Below are 18,714 nucleotides of genomic sequence, written 5' to 3' on the forward strand. Positions count from 1 at the left end.
TTATTGTAATTTTTTGGTGGAATCTCTTACCAACAAGCTGGTTTTCACAACCTTAGTCTCGTAAGGTAACCCAGGGTTTTTAATTCTGTTAATCAACAATTTAGCTGTTTGCTCCCCTATATATTTACCATGCTGACTTACCATTGTCAGTGACGGAGTTACGTATTTAGATAACTGTCCGTTTGTAAAACCAATGATCGAAATATCATTTGGTACATTATATCCTCTTGCCTTTACCACTTCTAAGACTTGAACAGCAATTAGTTCATCTATACCTATAATTCCATCTATCGTCTTATAATTCAGTAAAAAGGACATCAATAAATCTAAATCATCTTTAATCGTTAGATTGATAACCAACTTAGGATCAAACGGAATATCTAATTCCTCTAATGCTTTTTTATATCCTAAAAGTCTTAATTTACCAACGCTTGAACTTGATATAGGGTTAACTACCGCTATATTTTTACAGCCAATATTTATTAAGTGCTTGGTTATTTTATAGCCTGCCTCTAAATCGTCAACAACGACTTTATCGCATTGCACGTTTTCTGAAACCCTATCAAAAAGTACTACAGGAATATCATTATTAATAACATCTATTAATGCTTCATGCGTGTCTTCATTCTGGCTTTCTTCTGCTAAAGACATGATAACACCATCTACAGTACCTGCATCAAAAAATTCAAGTGTTTTTGTTTCTTTGGCTTTAGATTCGTTGCTAATACAACTAATAATATTATAGCCACTTTCATTTGCCACTTTTTCAATTCCGTATAGCACCTGAACAAAAAAGTAGTTTAAAATATTGGGCACGATTACACCAATAGTCTTGGTGCTCTTATTCAATAAATTAAGTGCTAGCCGGTTAGGCTTATAATGTTTCTCTTTAGCGTATGCCTGAATCTTTATCTTTAGGTCATTACTAATTTCGTGACTATCATTTATCGCTTTAGAAACGGTAGAGATAGAAACACCAAAATGCCCAGCTATATCTTTTAGAGTTACTTTTTTCATAATTAATACTACAAAAGAACAGATTTAAATTGACATTTAAATAATTCGTAAAAGCAAACTGTCCCTAATGGTAAACCAAGGGACAGTTATTTTCATATTTTATAAATACCATAACCAAAATTACCAATGATTATTGGTTAGAGTTGGCGAGATACAATTTATATGTATTGATTGATGATGTTCTCAAACAATTCTTGCTTACCACTCTGTAATTCTAACTCGCCATTTTCTTTGGCGATATTGTAAAGATCTTTCATATTTAACTTACCGTTTTCAAAATCTTTTCCCTTACCTGAGTCAAAAGAACTGTATCTGTTTTCACGTAACTTGTTATATGAAGATGATTCAATAATTCTATCTGCAGTGATCAATGCTCTTGCAAAAGTATCAGCACCACCAATATGTGCGTGGAACACGTCTTCTAAGTCCGTACTATTTCTTCTTATTTTAGCATCAAAGTTTACTCCACCACCTTGTAATCCACCAGCAGCCAAAAATACCAACATTGCTTCTGTTGTTTCTTGAATGTTATTTGGGAACTGATCGGTATCCCATCCATTTTGGTAATCACCTCTATTGGCATCTAAACTACCTAACATTCCCGCTTTTGCTGCTACAGCAATTTCATGCTGAAAAGTATGCTGCGCCAACGTTGCATGGTTCACTTCGATGTTCATTTTAAAATCGTTCTCTAAGCCGTACTCTTTTAAGAACCCTATTGCGGTAGCACTGTCAAAATCGTATTGATGTTTCATAGGCTCCATTGGTTTTGGCTCAATAAAGAAGCTTCCTTTAAATCCTTGGCTACGAGCATAATCTCTTGCCATAGTCAAAAACTGACCCATGTGATCGACTTCGCGACCTAAATCTGTGTTCAACAAAGACATATAACCTTCTCTACCTCCCCAGAAAACATAATTTTCACCTCCTAAAGCAATGGTAGCATCTAAAGCCAATTTAATTTGACCACCTGCTCTTGCCAATACATTAAAATCAGGATTGGTAGAAGCCCCGTTCATATATCTTGGGTTTGAGAAACAGTTTGCTGTACCCCAAAGTAATTTCTTACCAGATTCTTTTTGTTTTTCTTTTAAGTAGTCAGTAATCGTTGCTAATCTTTTTTCAGATTCTGCAAATGTTGACCCTTCTTGAATTAAATCGAAATCATGAAAACAGTAGTAATCAAATCCTATTTTATCAAAGAATTCAAAAGCGGCATCTGCCTTGTCTTTTGCTGCTTGTATTGCATCTGAAGATTTATCCCACTCAAAACTCTGTGTACCGGGACCAAATGGATCTGAACCTTGACCACAGAAGGTATGCCAGTACGCCGTTGAAAACTTAAAGTGATCACGCATGGTTTTACCTGCCACTACTTGATCCGGATTATAATATTTAAAGGCTAGCGGATTGTCAGATTCCTTTCCTTCAAATTTAATTTTGTCTATTCCTTTAAAATATTCCTTATTTGCCATTATGTTGATTTTATAAGTTGTTCAATATTAATTCTAATTCTTTTTTCCAAACTGCATATGCGTCTTGGTATGCTTTCTTATCTTTCTTAGGACTAAAAGTCATTACGTAATCATTATCTAAAATTGCCTTACCGAATGCCTCAAAATCGCCTTTGTGAAGATTCGCTGCTCTTGCCGCGCCAATTGCCCCAGTAGTATCATAAATTTCAATGTCATAACCTATTAAGGTTGCCACTGTATTCGAAAATATTTCTGAACGAAAAAGATTGTCGTTACCGGCACGCATAACATTAACTTTTATACCGTCTGACTCCATTATTTCCATTCCGTAGACAAACGAAAAAGCAATGCCTTCTAATGCAGAACGACACAAATGACCTTTACCGTGATTATTTAAATTTAGGTTAAGAATTCTTGTACCTACATCTTTACTTTTCAACATTCTTTCGGCTCCGTTACCGAACGGAATCATTGTGACACCATCTGAACCAATTGGTACTTCATTTGCCAATGTATTCATCTCTTCGTAAGATTCAACATTAAGATTATTCAATAACCATCTATATTGAATACCCGCTCCGTTAATACAAAGTAGTTTACCAATTCTGGCTGGTTTACCAGGTGAATAATTTACGTGTGCAAAGTTGTTTACTCGTGAACTTTCTTTCACAGAAAGGTTATCTGTCACGGCATACACAACACCAGAGGTACCACCAGTAGCCGCAACTTCACCAGGGTTAAAAACATTTAATGTCAATGCGTTATTTGGCTGATCGCCTGCTCTATATAATATGGGTGTACCCGTTGATAATCCGCTTTCAGTTGCCCCTTTTTCATTTACTTTAGATTGTACTGAAAAAGTATCTACGATATCGGGAATCATTTCTTTATCCAATCCGTATTGATCTAATACCAAATCAGCAATTGCATCCTTTTTGAAATCCCAAAAAATACCTTCTGATAGACCAGATACGGTCGTATTTACTACTCCAGATAATTTATAAGCGATATAATCTCCGGGAAGCATCGTCTTATAAATCTGTGCGTAAATTTCTGGCTCATTTTCTTTGACCCATTTTAGCTTAGATGCCGTAAAATTTGAAGGTGAATTTAATAGATGGGTATCACAGGTTTCTGCACCTATTTCTTCATAGGCTTGTTGACCAATGCCTACTGCCCTACTATCGCACCAAATTATAGATTTTCTTAGAGAATTACCTTCTTTATCAATAAGCACTAGACCGTGCATTTGATATGATATACCGATGCCTGAAATATCAGATTTACCAATACTTTCTTGTACACATAATTTGTCGATACCACTACAAACGTAGCGCCACCAATCTTCTGGACTTTGTTCTGCCCAACCGTTTTTTACAGCCTCCATTGACATTTCTGTCTCTGGCTCTGTAATTACTCCAACACTTTTTCCTGTTGAAGCATTTACCAAAGCAATCTTAATAGATGAACTTCCGATATCTAATCCTAAATGGTACATAAATAGTATAAATTGGTTTGCTGTAATAAGTTAAACCAAAAATAGTTACTATACTGACCATTCAATATTTGTACTACGAAATATTATCGTAAATAGAATTTTCAGAAATATAACGACCTCAATAATATTTTATAATAATTTGATTATCAGTTATTTAAATCTATTTTAAAAAACACTTTATTTTCGAAAAGGTTTTCGCACTACTCTAGAAATCAATACTTAACAAAAAGCACTTTAATACTGTTCTAACTGATTTTGAAGCTGCTCTAACTTTGAAAGCGCTTCTGATTTAGAGTTTACATCTAACTTTAAATAGATATTCTGTATATGGAAATTTACGGCACTGGGAGTTACAAATAACTTTTGCGCAATCATTTTATAAGTAGCTCCTTGACATAAAAAGTCTACAATTTGATTTTCTCTTTCAGAGAAAAAGGCAAATGTCTTTCTATGAAAGTTATTAATAATCTTCTTAACAATATCATTGCTCATCGCTGCACCTTCTTTCTCCATACTACGTAATGCATGTTCTAATTTATCTAAGGTCAATGGTTTTGTTAAATAACCATTTGCTCCTTTCTTGAATGCATTTTTAATAATGTCAAAATCATTGATTTCACTGAACATGATGATTTTTACTTCCCAGTCTTTTTTCTTGAAAAGTTTAATGGCATCTACCCCATTCATATCATCCAATTCAATTTCTGAAAGTACTATATGAGGTTTGGTAAACTTATAATCTTTAATGGCATCTTTGGCAGATGTATAGCTGCCTACCACTTCATAACCATTAATTTCCTCGAAGTGATTTTTATATACAGAATGTAATGAGGTATCTTTTTCTAATACTATTATTCTAATGCTTGAATTTTTCATAATCTCCATAGTTTTTTGAAGCTATCATTCTAAAAAAGAACAATAACTACAGTTAGTTTTGCGTAATTTCAATCAACTTTTACAAGGATTGAATAACTAAACAATAGACATGTATTATGAACTAATAGTATATGCTATACATTCACTTTTACATATATAATGACAAGGGATGCCTTACAGAACAATCAAAATATTTAGATTGTACTTCGCAATTGTTTAGTAAAAATTAAATCAAAAAACGGATTACCGCTAGTGAGTCAATTCTGAAAACTGAGGCGTTTGCCAAACTTTGAGTTAATGAGATTTCGGAGCTCTAAAATGATAGAAATCTTGTGAAGAATAAAATGTGTTTTGAAGCCGGAATTTAGTAGGTAAAATACATTCATGGTTGTGGGGGGATTTGGGGTTATACAATTGGGTTTGAATCTTATTGCTGATTGAAATATATATATTAATACAATATACCCGTTGAAAACATAAGAATTTTCGTTAAAATACCAACTTTTAATAAAAAATAAGGTAATTCATCGATAGTTAACATAAAGTTAAAACCGAGAATCACCACAATTGTAAACCAAAAAATAAAGGAGGGAACCCAGTTATCCCCCCGGACAACAACCCCTCCTTTTATTGACAATTCAAATCAACCATATAACCGTAACGGTTTATAGATTTTAAAATATTACTCTATACTTATATCATCATCTTCAAAAGTATTTGATGCTGTAGCCGTTGTTTCGCTTACTTGCATGATCCATTTCTCTTTATTGTATTTTCCATTTAAATCTGTACTTGCTGCCATTTGTGCATCGTTCTTATAATCGTAATCTGCTAAGTACACATAGTACAGACCGTTTTCTTTATTGTAAAATTGTTTAGGATCTAATCCTTTCTCACGTAAATCTTTCATAAATGCATTCATATACTTTGTTTGGCTGTATACATTTGCAATTACATAGTAACCAGAATTCATATCGATAACATTAGCATCTACCATCATTTTAACCGGTAACTCTTTAAAATTATCTCTTGAAGATGGAAATTCTTTAAAATTCGCTCTTCTTGAAGAAGATGTTGTTGCGACTGTTGATTTTGTAGTTTCGGCAACAAAAGCATTAGCAGGCTCTGTTAAAAAGTCAATAGCATCATTATTTAGATCATTAGATGCATAAGATGTGTTTTCCTCTACACTAAAGTCTTGTAAAGAGCTCTTAATCGTTGTATCAATATCATTACGTAACATTCTAACAATTAATTCAAATCGTTCTTCAAATGCTGCTATTCTTTCAATTTCTATAGAATCTTGACGTAGAATCAACTCATCTAAAATAATCTTGTTCTCATATGCTAAACTACTTTCTGAAGCCGTAGAAGTAGTATTAGAAGATGCATCTTGTCTCTTACGACCCGATTTTCTAGCGCTATCGCGTTCTTCAATTAAATGAGCTATCTGCTCTTCATAATTACGTACTATATTATCTATTTGATTATCTGATGAGTTATCTGCTACTGATATCGCCAAATCATCATCTTTAAATTTGTAAGCTAAAGTGATTTCATGATTCCATCCTAAATTGGCATCTTCACTTGATAAGTCTTTCTCCATTAAATATCCTAAAGACATTTTATCACTTAGGTTAAAACCAACACCTGCGGCTACTCCATACTCCTCGTCTACCGTTGTTTGTAACCAACCGTAGTTTGGCATGTCTAATAATAACGATCCAAAGTAATATAAACTACCATCATAGTTCTGACCCACTTGCGCCATTGGCATTAAGCGAGCATCTGTAAAAAGTCCTCTTGAATGTTCGAATGAGTGTGTATACTGTACCGAAGCCTTTACACTTTTTGTAGACAATTCGGTTAAAAATTCGTTCGTTGTTTGATTGTATTTAAAAAGGTCTTCTGCGTAGAATCCGAAATCGAACTTACCTAACGACAAGTTCATACCTGGTTGAATGGCAATTTTACTTTCTTTTCTTGCATCTGCCAATTGAGGATCTTCTTCACCAACGACAATCCTGTTTTTATCTAAACCTTGATTAAAATAGGTAACGTTCGTACCAAAGGTTAAAACAGATTTCTCTCCCAATCGTACTGATGATGCGTAGTTGGCATTGAATCCAAATTCCTGAACTACACCAGACCATTGACTGTAAACACCAATACCTACAGCAGTATGGTCATTTAATTTGTTGCTAAACCCTAGAAAATAGTTTTGACTATTATCATCGAAGGTTGCATATTGATTTCTATGTAGAATGTTTAAATATGATTTGTTCTCACGTACCAAAGAGAACGTTGGGTTTATAAAAAACCTATTGAAGAATAATTGGTTGTGGTACGTACTGCTTGATCCTAAATTTGCATTGGTTTCTTGACCTTTTACTGTTTGGACAAGAGCCAATAAGAATAAAGCAATAAGAAAACTATTGATTTTATAAGGACTTTCCATAACGATTGATTTAAATGATTAGAATTGAATTTGTCAAATGAATTGGGGGAAATGAATAATGGGTGGTTATTCATCTTCGAAAACAGAACTTGAATACTGTGTTCGTCTATCTGAGTTAAAAGCTTCTAAGAAGCGATCGTCTCTATCTTTATCATTTATAGGCTTATCACTTAAATTGAAAGCTACATTTTGTGTATGCTTACCTTGTTCCATTCTGTTAGAAACTACATAACCAGAACCATCGCTTTGTAAAAGATTTACCGAGTACTCGTCATAAGAACTATTTATGGTGTTGCCCATGTTTACGGCAAGACCTACACTACGTTGACCAACTTCTACCATATAGACATCTAAGCCTCCATAACCATCTCTACCGTCTGATGCGAATACTAAACTACCATTTGAAACAGGATTAGGGAGAACGTCATTCTTCGCTGTATTTACTTTCGAACCCAAGTTTTTTGCCTGACCTAACATTCCGTTTTTTTGAATTGTTGCTACATATATATCATATTCGCCAAAACTACCTGGCATATTAGATGCAAAGAATAATCGACTACCGTCTGGCGAAATTGCCGGATGCTTTGCAGAGTAATCACCAGGGCATACAGCCACTTCGGTAATTTTTTGCCACTTACCACCAACTTTATCGGCTTTGTAAATTTTGTGTATTTCTTTCTTTTTTGAGAACATACCTGTTGTAGGTTTTCGGTATGTTGTTTTACTGTAGTAGGCAGTGTTACCACCATTTGTCAATGCTACCGGTGGGGCATACTCACCAGTAGTTTTTACTGGAGCTGCATTGTTTGACGCAAACTCTTTAGTGGTACCTTGATCATCCCAAGGTAAAAAATTTCTTCTATTATTAGTGGTAAGACGAGATGGCACAACTGTTCGTGTCATTTTGTAATCGTCTTTAACTAACTCCGTCCAGTTTTCATCTGCTAACTCATTCTGAACTTCTTTACCTAATTGAGAAACTGCGTGGTCAAATCTTTTCTGATAGCTTCTTTTTAAAGTACCATCTGCAGAGATTTCCATCAATCTACCGTACCAGTATAATGCATTTGCATATTTTTTGGTCAGGAAATTGGCATTACCTAAATCTTCAAAGATTTCTGCATCAGAAAAACCAAGTGTCTTTAGTTGATTATAATTTTCTGTACGGTTAGTTACTTCTTCAACCTTTCTTTGTTGAAAACTTGTACCGTTGTCATTGTAGGCCAAATCTTGGCCATAGCCCATGGTTGCCATACAAGCAAACAAAAGGCTGATTTTAATTGAATTGTTCATGTTACTAGATTTTGGGGATTAATACTCCAAAGGTCTTGTAACTCATTCAATTGATTATTAATAAAAATTCATAGGTTTTTAAAAATTTAATGAACCATACAATCGATAAATTACCATAATACACTTATAATCAATTATTTAAATAGACAATTAAATTATTTTTGAACCTGTTTATTTTTTCTTTTATCTGAAATGTAGGTATAACCTAAATATGCCAACTGTAAGCCTACCGCTGCCATTTTCAATTTTCTACTTCTTACTAATAATTTCGCTACTCCAAATAGTGGTGATAATCCCATAATCTTCTTTTTAATTGTTACCCTCTAAAATAGTATTTAAGCTTATTTAAACTTAACTCTATCCGTAGAAAATATATGCTAACAAGTATAACAAACACTAATGATTACAGTAGTTTACAGATTATTGAATAGAGCAAAACTACTATTTTTTATAGCTAAGCTTACTGATGTAATGCTTGTACCTTAGTACTATAAAATTTATTTAATCAAAGGCTTAACCGCCTTATAAAATTTAAAATATGAATACTGATATAGCAAAAATTGAAGACCATTTAAAAGACTTGGTAAGTAAAAATGAAGATGCCATTAAAGGTTTTGAAAAAGCATCTGAAAATTCAAAAGAAGTAGGAATCAAAAGTTACTTTGAGAAAAAAGTTATTGATCGCATGCAATTCTTAAGAGAACTTAGAGCAGCGGTGCCAGAACTAGATTTAGGTAGCGTAGAAATTGAAGGAAGCGCAGCTGGTACTTTACACAGAACTTGGATGGATGTAAAAGCATTTTTCGCAGAAGATAATGACGAAGCAATGTTAGAAGAAGCTGTTAGAGGCGATAAAGCAGCAATTAATGATTATGATAATGCACTTGCAGAAGTTATGATGACACACCGCTTAAAAGAAATTATTAGAGCGCAAAAATATTTTTTGCAGAATGATTTAGAAACTACTGAAATCTTAGAACATCACAGATAGTAGATATATTTATAAAGTAAAAAGCCCTTGCAAATTGCAAGGGCTTTTTTTTATGTCTAATTAAATACAAATATCGAAATTTAACACATGAATAAAAATGCTCAAATAAAATAGAAAAAATTATGGTCTTTTAATATACATTAACTTTACAATTACTTCAGTTGACCCAACATTATATCAAAATTAGCTTTCATATTAATTTTATGATAATTTATGATTCATTGCTTCCGTTTACTCTAAAAAAATTCCTAATTTCAAAGGACTCAAACAAATAGGAAAAACGAATGGCAAATTTCAGTTTAAAAGTTAATGGAAAAACTCAAGAAGTAGATGTAGATCCCACTACACCAATGCTTTGGGTATTACGAGATCATTTAAAATTGGTAGGTACAAAATTTGGTTGTGGTATTGCACAATGTGGTGCATGTACCGTTCATTTAGGCGATAATGCAGTGCGCTCTTGTCAACTGCCAGTTTCTGCTGTAGGCGAACAATCAATTACAACTATTGAGGGACTTTCTGAAAACGGAGATCATCCTGTTCAAAAGGCTTGGTTAGAAGAAGATGTGTACCAATGCGGATATTGTCAAGCAGGTCAAATTATGAATGCTAGCGCATTCTTAAAGCGAAATCCTAATCCTACTGATACTGAAATTGAAGATGCTATGAACGGTAATATCTGTCGTTGTGGTACATATACGCGAATTAAGAAAGCAATTAAAAATGCTTCAAGTATTTCTAACGCGTAATTATAACCCCACAATTTTGGGATTTTAACCTTCAAAAAAAATACAAATGACACTTATTAAAACAACATATAACAGACGTTCTTTTTTAAAAAGCGGTTCGCTTGCCGGTGGCGGTATGATTTTAGGATTCAGTTGGCTAGCTTCATGTAAACCAACTCCTGAGCAAGTAAGTAATATACCTAAAGAATGGTTCGATATTAATAGCTTTCTTAAAATTGGCGATAACGGTATGGTAACTATTATGTCGCCTAACCCAGAAATAGGACAAAATGTAAAGACCTCTATGCCCATGATTGTCGCAGATGAACTTGGTGTAGATTGGAAAAATGTAATCGTTGAACAAGCGCCTTTAAATACCGATATTTTTCAAAGACAACTGGCAGGTGGTAGTCAATCTATTCGAGTTGGTTGGTCTGGATTAAGAATGGCAGGTGCTACTGCTAGACATATGCTAGTTGCCGCAGCTGCAGATGCATGGCAGGTTGATGCTTCTGAAATTACGGTTGATGCAGGTGTTATAGGTCATACCGCATCAAACAACTCAGCCGGATTTGGTGATATGGCTTCAAAAGCAGCTACAATGCCTGTACCTGAAGAGGTGAAACTTAAAGAAACAAATGATTTTGATATTATTGGAACGGATAGACGAAATGTTGATGGTCCAAATATTATAACTGGTAAACCTTTATTCGGTATTGATATTCAAGAAGAAGGAATGATGATCGCCATGATCGTTCATCCGCCTGCGTTCGGCCTGACCTATAAATCGATGAATGCAGATACTGTAAAATCTATGCCAGGTATTAAAGATGTTTTCCCTATTGATGTATATAAAGATGATACGGAGAAACAATGGTCTGATGCCGGTTCTATTGATAAGCTTGTTGCCATTGTTGGTGAGAGCACTTGGCAATGTATGCAGGCAAAAAAGGCATTGAATGTGGAATGGGAAGAATCAACGGCTTTAGAAAGTACAGAAGGGCATGATGAAGCATTGACTAAATTATTGAATACTTCTTCTAAACAGCCAGCTCGTAAAGATGGTAATGTAGCTAGTGCATTTAAAAAAGCAGATAAGGTTATAGAACGCACATATAGTGCTCCTTTTTTAGCACACAATACGATGGAGCCAATGAACTTTTATGCAGATGTTACTGCTGAAAGAGCTTTGTTCAATGGACCAATACAAACTCCTGAGTTTTTAGAAAAGACACTGGCTTCTAGATTAGGTATGCCAGTTGAAAAAATTGATATTAAAATGAGCCGTATGGGTGGCGGATTTGGTCGTCGTCTATATGGAACTTTCGGTGTGGAAGCTGCGGTAATTTCTCAACACATGAAAGCACCTATAAAATTGGTGTATACGCGTGAAGATGATATGACCCAAGGTACCTACCGTCCTACCTATAAAGTAAAATATAAAGCAGGTTTAAACAAAGAAGGTAATTTAATTGCCTGGCATGTTAAAGGTGCAGGATCTAATGATGATTTACTTTTTGAAAATAGATTTCCGGCAGGTGCTGTAGATAATTACTTAGCTGAAAAATTCAGTTTAGAAACAAATGTAACCACAGGTGCTTGGCGTGCGCCACGCTCTAACTTTATTGCCGGTGCCGAACAAGCATTTTTAGATGAAGTTGCAGAAGCTGCTGGTAAAGACCCAATAGAATTTAGATTAGAGTTATTTGACAGAGCTATCAAAAACCCTGTTGGTGAACCTGAAAAGAACGATTACGACCCAGTGCGTTATGCAGGTGTTCTTAAATTAGTGAGAGATAAAGCTGGTTGGGACGGAAGTCAGAGAAACGGAGCCGCAAGAGGTGTTTCGGCTTATTACTGCCACAACTCTTATGTTGCGCAAGTTTTAGACTTAGCAACCGATACAAAATCACCAAAGGTCACTAAAGTATGGTGTGCCGTAGATTGCGGAATTGTCATTAACCCTATGGCTGCAAAAAATCAAATTGAAGGCGGAATCATTGATGGCATCGGTCACGCTACCTATAGCGAAATGACTTTTGAAGATGGTAAACCTCAACATAAGAATTTTGATACCTATCGCTTAATACGACATAAAGAAGCACCGAAAGAAATTGAAACTTTTTTTGTAGATAATGGAATAGATCCTACTGGTTTAGGAGAGCCTTCTTTACCTCCAATTATGGGTGCATTGGCAAATGCATTATATAAAGCAACTGGTAAAAGATATTACAATCAACCATTTATTACTGAAAAATCGGTAATTGGCTAACATTCTTATGCTGATTCAAAATAAAAACGCCTAAATTTTAGATTTAGGCGTTTTTAATTATTTGGAAGGGATGTTATATTTTAAATTTCAAAACCACCATGAAATAACCTATTGAATCATTGTTAATGGTTAGAATGGTTTTATCGTTAGCATCTTTTAATTTATTATTTAAACTAAAAATATAAGCTGCCACAAATCTAATTGCTAATGATTCGTAATTTCTACACTAAACTAGAAAAATGCAAATACAACCTTAATATTGAATTAATTTAATGTTATTAAGTATAATCTTTATCTTAAATAAAACATTCTTTTATAAATCTAAAACATTCGTTACTCGGGCAAGTTCATTGTTGAACAAATCTTCGGTTACTTCTTTTTTATAAAAAGGTACCATTTCGTTTAACTGTTGTTTACCAAACTCAGACTCCATTATTTCAGGAAATGCCTTTTCGAGTACATCTAACATAATCTTTACCGATGTAGAAGCACCTGGCGATGCGCCCAACAAACAAGTAATTTTACCATCTTTACTACTTACCAATTGTGTACCAAATTCTAACGAACCACCTTCAAACTCATCTTTCTTAATCGTCTGTACACGTTGACCGGCAACCATTATCTCCCAATCTTCGCTTTTGGCATCTTTAAGAAATACTCGTAATGAATCCATTCTATCTTCAAAACTCATGGCTACTTGTTCTACCAAATATTTCGTTAGCGGTAAATTGTGCCAAAACACACCCCACATAGAAGGTATATTTTCAAAATTGATAGATTTTAATAAATCTAAATATGAACCTTCTTTTAAAAACTTGGGACTAAACCCTGCAAACGGACCGAATAACAATTCTCTTTTACCATTAATAAACCTAGTATCTAAATGTGGTACCGACATTGGTGGATCACCAATACCTGCTTTACTGTATACCTTCGCATTATGCTGATTAATTATATCTGGATTTTTACATACCAGCCACTCCCCGCTTACCGGGAAACCACCATAACCATCCTTTTCTTCTATCTCTACTTTTTGTAATAATAACAAACTACCTCCCCCAGCACCTATAAAGACATGCTCGGAATCTACAGTATTCTTGACTCCTGTATTTATATTTTCCATTTTCACCAACCATTCTACATCATGATCGGGATCAATATCTTCTACTTCGGTATTGAACAACACTTTAGTATTATACACTTTTTCTAGAATATCGAATAATTGCTCGGTTAAAGAACCATAATTCATTTCTGTTCCTCTATTAATTCTGGAAGCTGCCATAACCTCATCTTCAGTTCTGCCATGCATCATCAACGGAAACCACTCCTCCATTTTATCTGCTGCTCTGGTAAACTCGATGGTATCAAACATAAAATGCCCTTTAAAAGCTTGATATCGATTTTCAAGGTAGTCGACATTGTCTTTCCCTTTTACCCAACTGTGATGTGGCACTGGAGTAATAAATGATTTTGGATCTTTTATAAGTCCCTCGTTCACTAAAAAAGACCAATACTGTTTAGAGGTTTCAAATTGTGTACAAATGTCTATTGCCTTTTTAATATTCACATGACCATCTTCATCTTCTGGGGTATAATTCAGTTCACATAAGGCAGAATGACCTGTGCCAGCATTGTTCCAAGCTGCAGAACTTTCTTGTGCCACTTTATCTAATCGTTCAACGATCAGCACATTAAGATCTGGCTTTAACTGTTTTACCAATAATGCTAACGTTGCACTCATGATACCTGCACCTACACAAATAAGGTCGTATTCTTTTCTCAATTCCATCAAAATCAAATTTTAGTACTGCTTTATACGCTTGAAAAGTTAGCTATTTCTTTTGGTTAATTCTGAACGATGCCAAAATTAAAACCATATCATAAAAACAAAAAGCTGGTCTATAGACCAGCTTTTTTTGTATATCAAGTATCATAAATTTTAATCCATCACAAACTTAAACCCTGCGGTGACGATACTAGAGCTAAAGGTTGTATCCCTATCATATTTATAGAACTTTAAATCAATACTTTTAAGTCCGAGTTTCCAAATATTCATTTTTGTAAAAATATCTGTGTAGGAGACTCCCAAACCAAATTGGTTTGCCGAATATTTCGACAAATCATAATCTGAGGTATAAAACGTATCAGTAGAAAGTGCTTCTTCATAACCAAAGAAATAATCTGCTGCCGATTGTTGATAATATCTATAAGATGGATAAATTGTAAACTTATCGGTAAGCTTAATAGGCACCTCTACACTTGCCGTATGTGAGTTTATACCCCAATCATCGTAGTAATATCGATAAAAGCTTCTAACGACAAATGTTTCATTGATATACCAATTTAAACGACCGCCTGCAGCTACCTTAAATCGTCTATTTGGTAACTGTTCTATTGCGTCTGCCAACTGAAAGTTTTCAATAAACGAATCTGCTATATCACTAAAATAAACACGTTGAAACGGAGTAGATAACAAGCCATCTTGCTTAATAAAATCTAATGCCAATGACCCTTGCAGGTTTTTACTTAGAATTTGAGAAAATCCGAATCCTAGGGCGTAGGAATTTCTTTTTTCGTCTGAAAACTCATCAAAAATAGGACTATAGTTTGCATTTCCGGTGATTGTTTTATCATCAAAAAAACCATTAGACAAACCATTTCCTCCGCTAACAAAAGGTCTTAATTCTCTAGGATAAATGGCCGTCCACGAATCTAAATAAACACTAGCATTTACACTAACCTCAGTATTCTTTTCATTGAATAATTTTGTTAATCCGCCACCGAAACCTAAAGAGGTGTAATCATATTCTCTAGAGGCGGATAGTTTACCTGAAACTATAGTATTTCTATCGTCTGAACTATGACTATAAGAACTAGATATACTTGCCCATGTATCTGAACTAGAAGCTCCAGAACTTGCTACAAATGGATCTGCTGGCTGGCCACCATCAAAAGGATCTACATTACTAGAAGAAGCAGATGTATATGCCGAAACACCAGCATCTATGGTAAGAATATCGTCATCGTTTAAAGGAATCGCAACTAAGAACGTACCCGTAAAATCGGTTAACTCTTCAGTACCTAAACCTCCGCTTACCGCAGCATTATCACCATCTTGTGAATAATAACTTGTTAAAAAATCTACCTCGGTAGTTTCTAAAACACGTTTTTTATAGGTCTTTACAGAGTCTTGCGTTTGCTGGGCATAATCTATCGTGAACACGAATAAGGCAGCTATAGAAACTGTTATTTTGAATATTTTCATTTTGTAAATAATTGAATTCAATATTAATTACAGCCGCAACCTCCACCGGTTTTTCCTCCGTTTGCACCTGCAGCAGCTTCTCTGTAGGAATGAGCCGTTGTTAAATTGCGGTCTACCTTTTTATCTTGCAAAACCATATCTGGATCATTAATATTTATTTTCTCGTACTCCTTCAACACTGTACAGCTACTGAAAGAAGCTGCTATCAAGGCAAAAATTAAAATCTTCTTCATCATGACTTTTCTATTTCTATATTCTTTGATGTGATAATATTTCCTTTATCGTCTATAATAATACATTCTACCTGTGGCAGTTGTTCTATTCTATTTAAGCCGACCTCAATGCCCATAACAAATACCGATGTTGCCAAAGCATCTGCTAATTCTGCTTTAGGAGCAAATACCGTAACACTAATAATACCCGTTGCCGGATAACCACTTCTAGGATCAATTATATGGGTATATCTTACATCATTAAAATTCACATACTTCTCGTAATTGCCAGATGTTACTACTGCCCCTTTGGTTATAGGTAACAAAGCAAAAACCTTGTTCTTATCCATAGGATTGGTAATAGCTACCTTCCATTCTTTTCCATCTGGTTGTTTTCCCCAGGTATTCATGTCGCCAGATGCATTTATTATACCTGCAACTACTCCTTTAGATTTCAACAAATCTTTTGCCTTATCTGCAGCGTAGCCTTTGCCAATGGCTCCGAAACCGATTCTCATTCCGGCTAACTTCAGAAAAACGGTATGGTTCTCTTTATCTAAAATTATATTATGATAGCCTACTTTAACTACAGACGCTTTAATGGACTCTTCTGAAGGCATAAAGATCATGCTGCCATCGAACTTCCAAATTTTATCCATCGAGGCATAACTAATATCAAAAGCCCCATCGGTCAGCTTAGAAATACCTATTCCACGTTGTATTAAATTGAATAATTCTATATTAACTTGCACTGGCTTAATGCCAGCATTTCTATTAATTTTTGATGTCTGCGAGTTTATATCCCAAGAAGAAATCAGCTTTTCTATTCTTGTTATTTCACTGATAGCCATGTCAATAAACACATTTCCTTCAACAGGATCTTTAGCCACTACAGTAATATCAAAACGGCTACCCATTAATTTAATGGTACGCTTATAAGGCTCCTGAGCATACAGCATACCAACAGAAAAAAATAATACTATGAGAGTTAGTTTCTTCAATCTATTTTATAAATGAATTTAATTCTTCTATGTACTCTTTCGGTGTCAGTTTCTTGTAACTGGTTTCACCATAAACTTCACCATTGGCATTCATAACCACAACAAAGGGAAAAATCCCCTGTCTGTTATAATTTTCAGCCAATACCTTATTTTTATTCAATTGCTCCTCTGGCAACGCATTCTTTTTTCTACGAGGAAAATCTGCCTGTAACATTACATAATGCTCTTTTGCATAGTCTTTAAACTCATTTGTAGACCATATTGCCCTATCTAATTTAATACAAGGTGCACACCAATCTGAACCTTGAAAAACTAGTATTATTGGCAGATCATTAGTTTCGGCAAGCTCTTTAGCTGTTGTAAAATCTGTATTCCAGTCTTGCGCTGTTATTGTACCAACACTAATTACCGTAAATAACAGAAACACTATATATTTTTTCATATCTATTTATTAAACTAACCTTTATTAAGTCAACTATTCCATCAATAACTTTCTTTTTACTACTATATTAAAGTTACGCTCCTATCAGGCTAAACGCACCTTTTGCCAAAAATTGTGCATCTTGTTTAAAAGTCGATGAATTACTGAACGAGGTTTTATTTTTATAACTACCTAAGATCTTGACAGGTACTTGCTTAAAATAATACGTATTTCCTTTTTTCTCTTCTAAAAGTAGTACAAACGATTCGTTTTCAACCACTGCAATAGCCACTGATGGAAGCGACATTTGTTTCGAGGTTTCTGTAATAATATTCGCCTCTACGAACATACCAGTTAGAAAGTTAGCTTCATCTTCATTTTCTATATGTGCATGAACCTTTATCGTTCTATTTTTACCTATAGAGGTACCTACCAAATGAACTTCTGCCATATATTCCTCTTTTGAAGCTTCTGGTATTCTAAATACGACTTCCTGATCTTTTTTTACTTTCATAATATCTTTTTCGAAAACCGAAAGTTCTAAATGAATATGGTCATTATTAATGATTTCCATAATTGAAGTTGCGGGAGAAACATATGTACCTTTTGAAACATTTACGCTTGTAATACTACCTTCAATAGGTGCATAAATGGTGGCTACCGAACTTATATTTCCTTTTTCTACTTGTTCTGGTGATATATTCAACATGCTTAGTTGCTTTCGTAGTCCGTTGTACTTTGCTACCCCAGTTTTATAATCACTCTCTGCTTTTAAAAAGCTTTTCTGAGATGTTATATTTTCGGTTACCATGGTTTGCTGACGTTCGTACTCTGACTTCAAATAACCCAGCTGCCCATTGACCTCCATGTATTGTTGTTGTAAGGATACAAACTCCGGATTCTCAATAGTAACCAACAACTGCCCTTTACGTACTTTATCCCCAATTAACAAAGGTGTAGTTTTAATATAACCACCCATTGTAGCACTCACCACTGCCCTATTTTCTGGGGGCACATCTATCATACCAGAGGTCGCTACCATTACCGGAAAATCACTCTCAGTCATACTAGCAATCTCCATTTTATTCTGGTCGAATTGTGCTTGCGTAATTTGAATTCGGTCATCTGTTTGTACTTCAGATGTGCCATTCTCGTTTAATTTATTTGCCTTGTCCCCACAACTTGAAATTATGATGAACATGAAAAG

General features: G+C 34.6%; 16 protein-coding genes. 3 read left to right on the plus strand and 13 right to left on the minus strand.

What is annotated here, in order from left to right; all coding sequences use genetic code 11:
* The 7 genes from Q4500_RS12565 to Q4500_RS12595 all read right to left on the minus strand — a co-directional run bounded on the left by Q4500_RS12565 (position 1) and on the right by Q4500_RS12595 (position 8,916).
* Complete coding sequence (locus tag Q4500_RS12565; protein WP_367275148.1) at positions 1-1,017, minus strand: LacI family DNA-binding transcriptional regulator; 1,017 nt, start codon at positions 1,015-1,017, stop codon at positions 1-3.
* 158 nt (positions 1,018-1,175) lie between these two features.
* Positions 1,176-2,501, minus strand: coding sequence for a xylose isomerase (gene xylA, locus Q4500_RS12570; protein WP_303600032.1), 1,326 nt, complete (start codon positions 2,499-2,501; stop codon positions 1,176-1,178).
* 1 nt (position 2,502) lies between these two features.
* Positions 2,503-3,990: a xylulokinase gene (locus tag Q4500_RS12575; protein WP_303599998.1), complete on the minus strand. Its 1,488-nt coding sequence runs from the start codon at positions 3,988-3,990 to the stop codon at positions 2,503-2,505.
* A gap of 234 nt (positions 3,991-4,224) precedes the next feature.
* The gene (locus Q4500_RS12580) at positions 4,225-4,866 is read right to left on the minus strand and encodes a response regulator transcription factor (protein WP_303599999.1); all 642 of its coding nucleotides are present in this window, start codon (positions 4,864-4,866) and stop codon (positions 4,225-4,227) included.
* A 682-nt stretch (positions 4,867-5,548) separates the two neighbouring features.
* Positions 5,549-7,324, minus strand: a complete 1,776-nt coding sequence (locus tag Q4500_RS12585) for a type IX secretion system membrane protein PorP/SprF (RefSeq protein ID WP_303600000.1) — start codon at positions 7,322-7,324, stop codon at positions 5,549-5,551.
* A gap of 66 nt (positions 7,325-7,390) precedes the next feature.
* A complete protein-coding gene (locus tag Q4500_RS12590; RefSeq protein WP_303600001.1) occupies positions 7,391-8,617 on the minus strand; it encodes a cell envelope biogenesis protein OmpA in 1,227 nt (408 codons plus the stop codon).
* 155 nt (positions 8,618-8,772) lie between these two features.
* The gene (locus tag Q4500_RS12595; protein WP_282050508.1) at positions 8,773-8,916 is read right to left on the minus strand and encodes a hypothetical protein; all 144 of its coding nucleotides are present in this window, start codon (positions 8,914-8,916) and stop codon (positions 8,773-8,775) included.
* Positions 8,917-9,155: 239 nt separating this feature from the next.
* Between Q4500_RS12595 and Q4500_RS12600 the strand changes: the two genes are divergently transcribed.
* From Q4500_RS12600 to Q4500_RS12610, 3 genes are all read left to right on the plus strand, one after another.
* Positions 9,156-9,608 (plus strand): PA2169 family four-helix-bundle protein, encoded by a 453-nt coding sequence (locus Q4500_RS12600; RefSeq protein WP_303600002.1) that lies wholly within the window; start codon positions 9,156-9,158, stop codon positions 9,606-9,608.
* Between the two features lie 284 nt (positions 9,609-9,892).
* Positions 9,893-10,357 carry a (2Fe-2S)-binding protein gene (locus tag Q4500_RS12605; protein WP_282050515.1) on the plus strand — a complete coding sequence of 155 codons (465 nt, stop codon included), beginning with the start codon at positions 9,893-9,895 and terminating at the stop codon, positions 10,355-10,357.
* A gap of 46 nt (positions 10,358-10,403) precedes the next feature.
* Entirely contained in the window at positions 10,404-12,608 is a 2,205-nt protein-coding gene (locus tag Q4500_RS12610) for a xanthine dehydrogenase family protein molybdopterin-binding subunit (RefSeq protein ID WP_303600003.1), read from the plus strand.
* Between the two features lie 313 nt (positions 12,609-12,921).
* On the opposite strand, the gene mqo is transcribed toward Q4500_RS12610, so the two are convergent.
* The 6 genes from mqo to Q4500_RS12640 all read right to left on the minus strand — a co-directional run bounded on the left by mqo (position 12,922) and on the right by Q4500_RS12640 (position 18,708).
* Positions 12,922-14,397, minus strand: a complete 1,476-nt coding sequence (gene mqo, locus Q4500_RS12615) for a malate dehydrogenase (quinone) (protein WP_303600004.1) — start codon at positions 14,395-14,397, stop codon at positions 12,922-12,924.
* Positions 14,398-14,547: 150 nt separating this feature from the next.
* Positions 14,548-15,873 (minus strand): DUF3570 domain-containing protein, encoded by a 1,326-nt coding sequence (locus Q4500_RS12620; protein WP_303600005.1) that lies wholly within the window; start codon positions 15,871-15,873, stop codon positions 14,548-14,550.
* Between the two features lie 23 nt (positions 15,874-15,896).
* Positions 15,897-16,109: a DUF4266 domain-containing protein gene (locus tag Q4500_RS12625; RefSeq protein WP_303600006.1), complete on the minus strand. Its 213-nt coding sequence runs from the start codon at positions 16,107-16,109 to the stop codon at positions 15,897-15,899.
* Positions 16,106-17,044, minus strand: coding sequence for an FAD:protein FMN transferase (locus tag Q4500_RS12630; protein ID WP_303600033.1), 939 nt, complete (start codon positions 17,042-17,044; stop codon positions 16,106-16,108). Before Q4500_RS12630 ends, Q4500_RS12625 begins: the two co-directional genes overlap by 4 nt.
* Before the next feature lie 43 nt (positions 17,045-17,087).
* Positions 17,088-17,528 carry a thioredoxin family protein gene (locus tag Q4500_RS12635; RefSeq protein ID WP_303600007.1) on the minus strand — a complete coding sequence of 147 codons (441 nt, stop codon included), beginning with the start codon at positions 17,526-17,528 and terminating at the stop codon, positions 17,088-17,090.
* A 73-nt stretch (positions 17,529-17,601) separates the two neighbouring features.
* Positions 17,602-18,708, minus strand: a complete 1,107-nt coding sequence (locus tag Q4500_RS12640) for an efflux RND transporter periplasmic adaptor subunit (protein ID WP_303600008.1) — start codon at positions 18,706-18,708, stop codon at positions 17,602-17,604.
* Between the last annotated feature and the right edge of the window lie 6 nt (positions 18,709-18,714).

Source organism: Maribacter sp. 1_MG-2023 (genome assembly GCF_030547005.1).
GTDB lineage: Bacteria > Bacteroidota > Bacteroidia > Flavobacteriales > Flavobacteriaceae > Maribacter.

What these genes read in the sequence shown, in the direction of transcription:
- Q4500_RS12565 (WP_367275148.1), bottom strand. Translation starts at nt 1,017, where the DNA reads ATGAAAAAAGTAACTCTAAAAGATATAGCTGGGCATTTTGGTGTTTCT.
- Q4500_RS12575 (WP_303599998.1), bottom strand. Translation starts at nt 3,990, where the DNA reads ATGTACCATTTAGGATTAGATATCGGAAGTTCATCTATTAAGATTGCT.
- Q4500_RS12580 (WP_303599999.1), bottom strand. Translation starts at nt 4,866, where the DNA reads ATGAAAAATTCAAGCATTAGAATAATAGTATTAGAAAAAGATACCTCA.
- Q4500_RS12585 (WP_303600000.1), bottom strand. Translation starts at nt 7,324, where the DNA reads ATGGAAAGTCCTTATAAAATCAATAGTTTTCTTATTGCTTTATTCTTA.
- Q4500_RS12590 (WP_303600001.1), bottom strand. Translation starts at nt 8,617, where the DNA reads ATGAACAATTCAATTAAAATCAGCCTTTTGTTTGCTTGTATGGCAACC.
- Q4500_RS12595 (WP_282050508.1), bottom strand. Translation starts at nt 8,916, where the DNA reads ATGGGATTATCACCACTATTTGGAGTAGCGAAATTATTAGTAAGAAGT.
- Q4500_RS12600 (WP_303600002.1), top strand. Translation starts at nt 9,156, where the DNA reads ATGAATACTGATATAGCAAAAATTGAAGACCATTTAAAAGACTTGGTA.
- Q4500_RS12605 (WP_282050515.1), top strand. Translation starts at nt 9,893, where the DNA reads ATGGCAAATTTCAGTTTAAAAGTTAATGGAAAAACTCAAGAAGTAGAT.
- Q4500_RS12610 (WP_303600003.1), top strand. Translation starts at nt 10,404, where the DNA reads ATGACACTTATTAAAACAACATATAACAGACGTTCTTTTTTAAAAAGC.
- mqo (WP_303600004.1), bottom strand. Translation starts at nt 14,397, where the DNA reads ATGGAATTGAGAAAAGAATACGACCTTATTTGTGTAGGTGCAGGTATC.
- Q4500_RS12620 (WP_303600005.1), bottom strand. Translation starts at nt 15,873, where the DNA reads ATGAAAATATTCAAAATAACAGTTTCTATAGCTGCCTTATTCGTGTTC.
- Q4500_RS12625 (WP_303600006.1), bottom strand. Translation starts at nt 16,109, where the DNA reads ATGATGAAGAAGATTTTAATTTTTGCCTTGATAGCAGCTTCTTTCAGT.
- Q4500_RS12630 (WP_303600033.1), bottom strand. Translation starts at nt 17,044, where the DNA reads ATGCTGTATGCTCAGGAGCCTTATAAGCGTACCATTAAATTAATGGGT.
- Q4500_RS12635 (WP_303600007.1), bottom strand. Translation starts at nt 17,528, where the DNA reads ATGAAAAAATATATAGTGTTTCTGTTATTTACGGTAATTAGTGTTGGT.
- Q4500_RS12640 (WP_303600008.1), bottom strand. Translation starts at nt 18,708, where the DNA reads ATGTTCATCATAATTTCAAGTTGTGGGGACAAGGCAAATAAATTAAAC.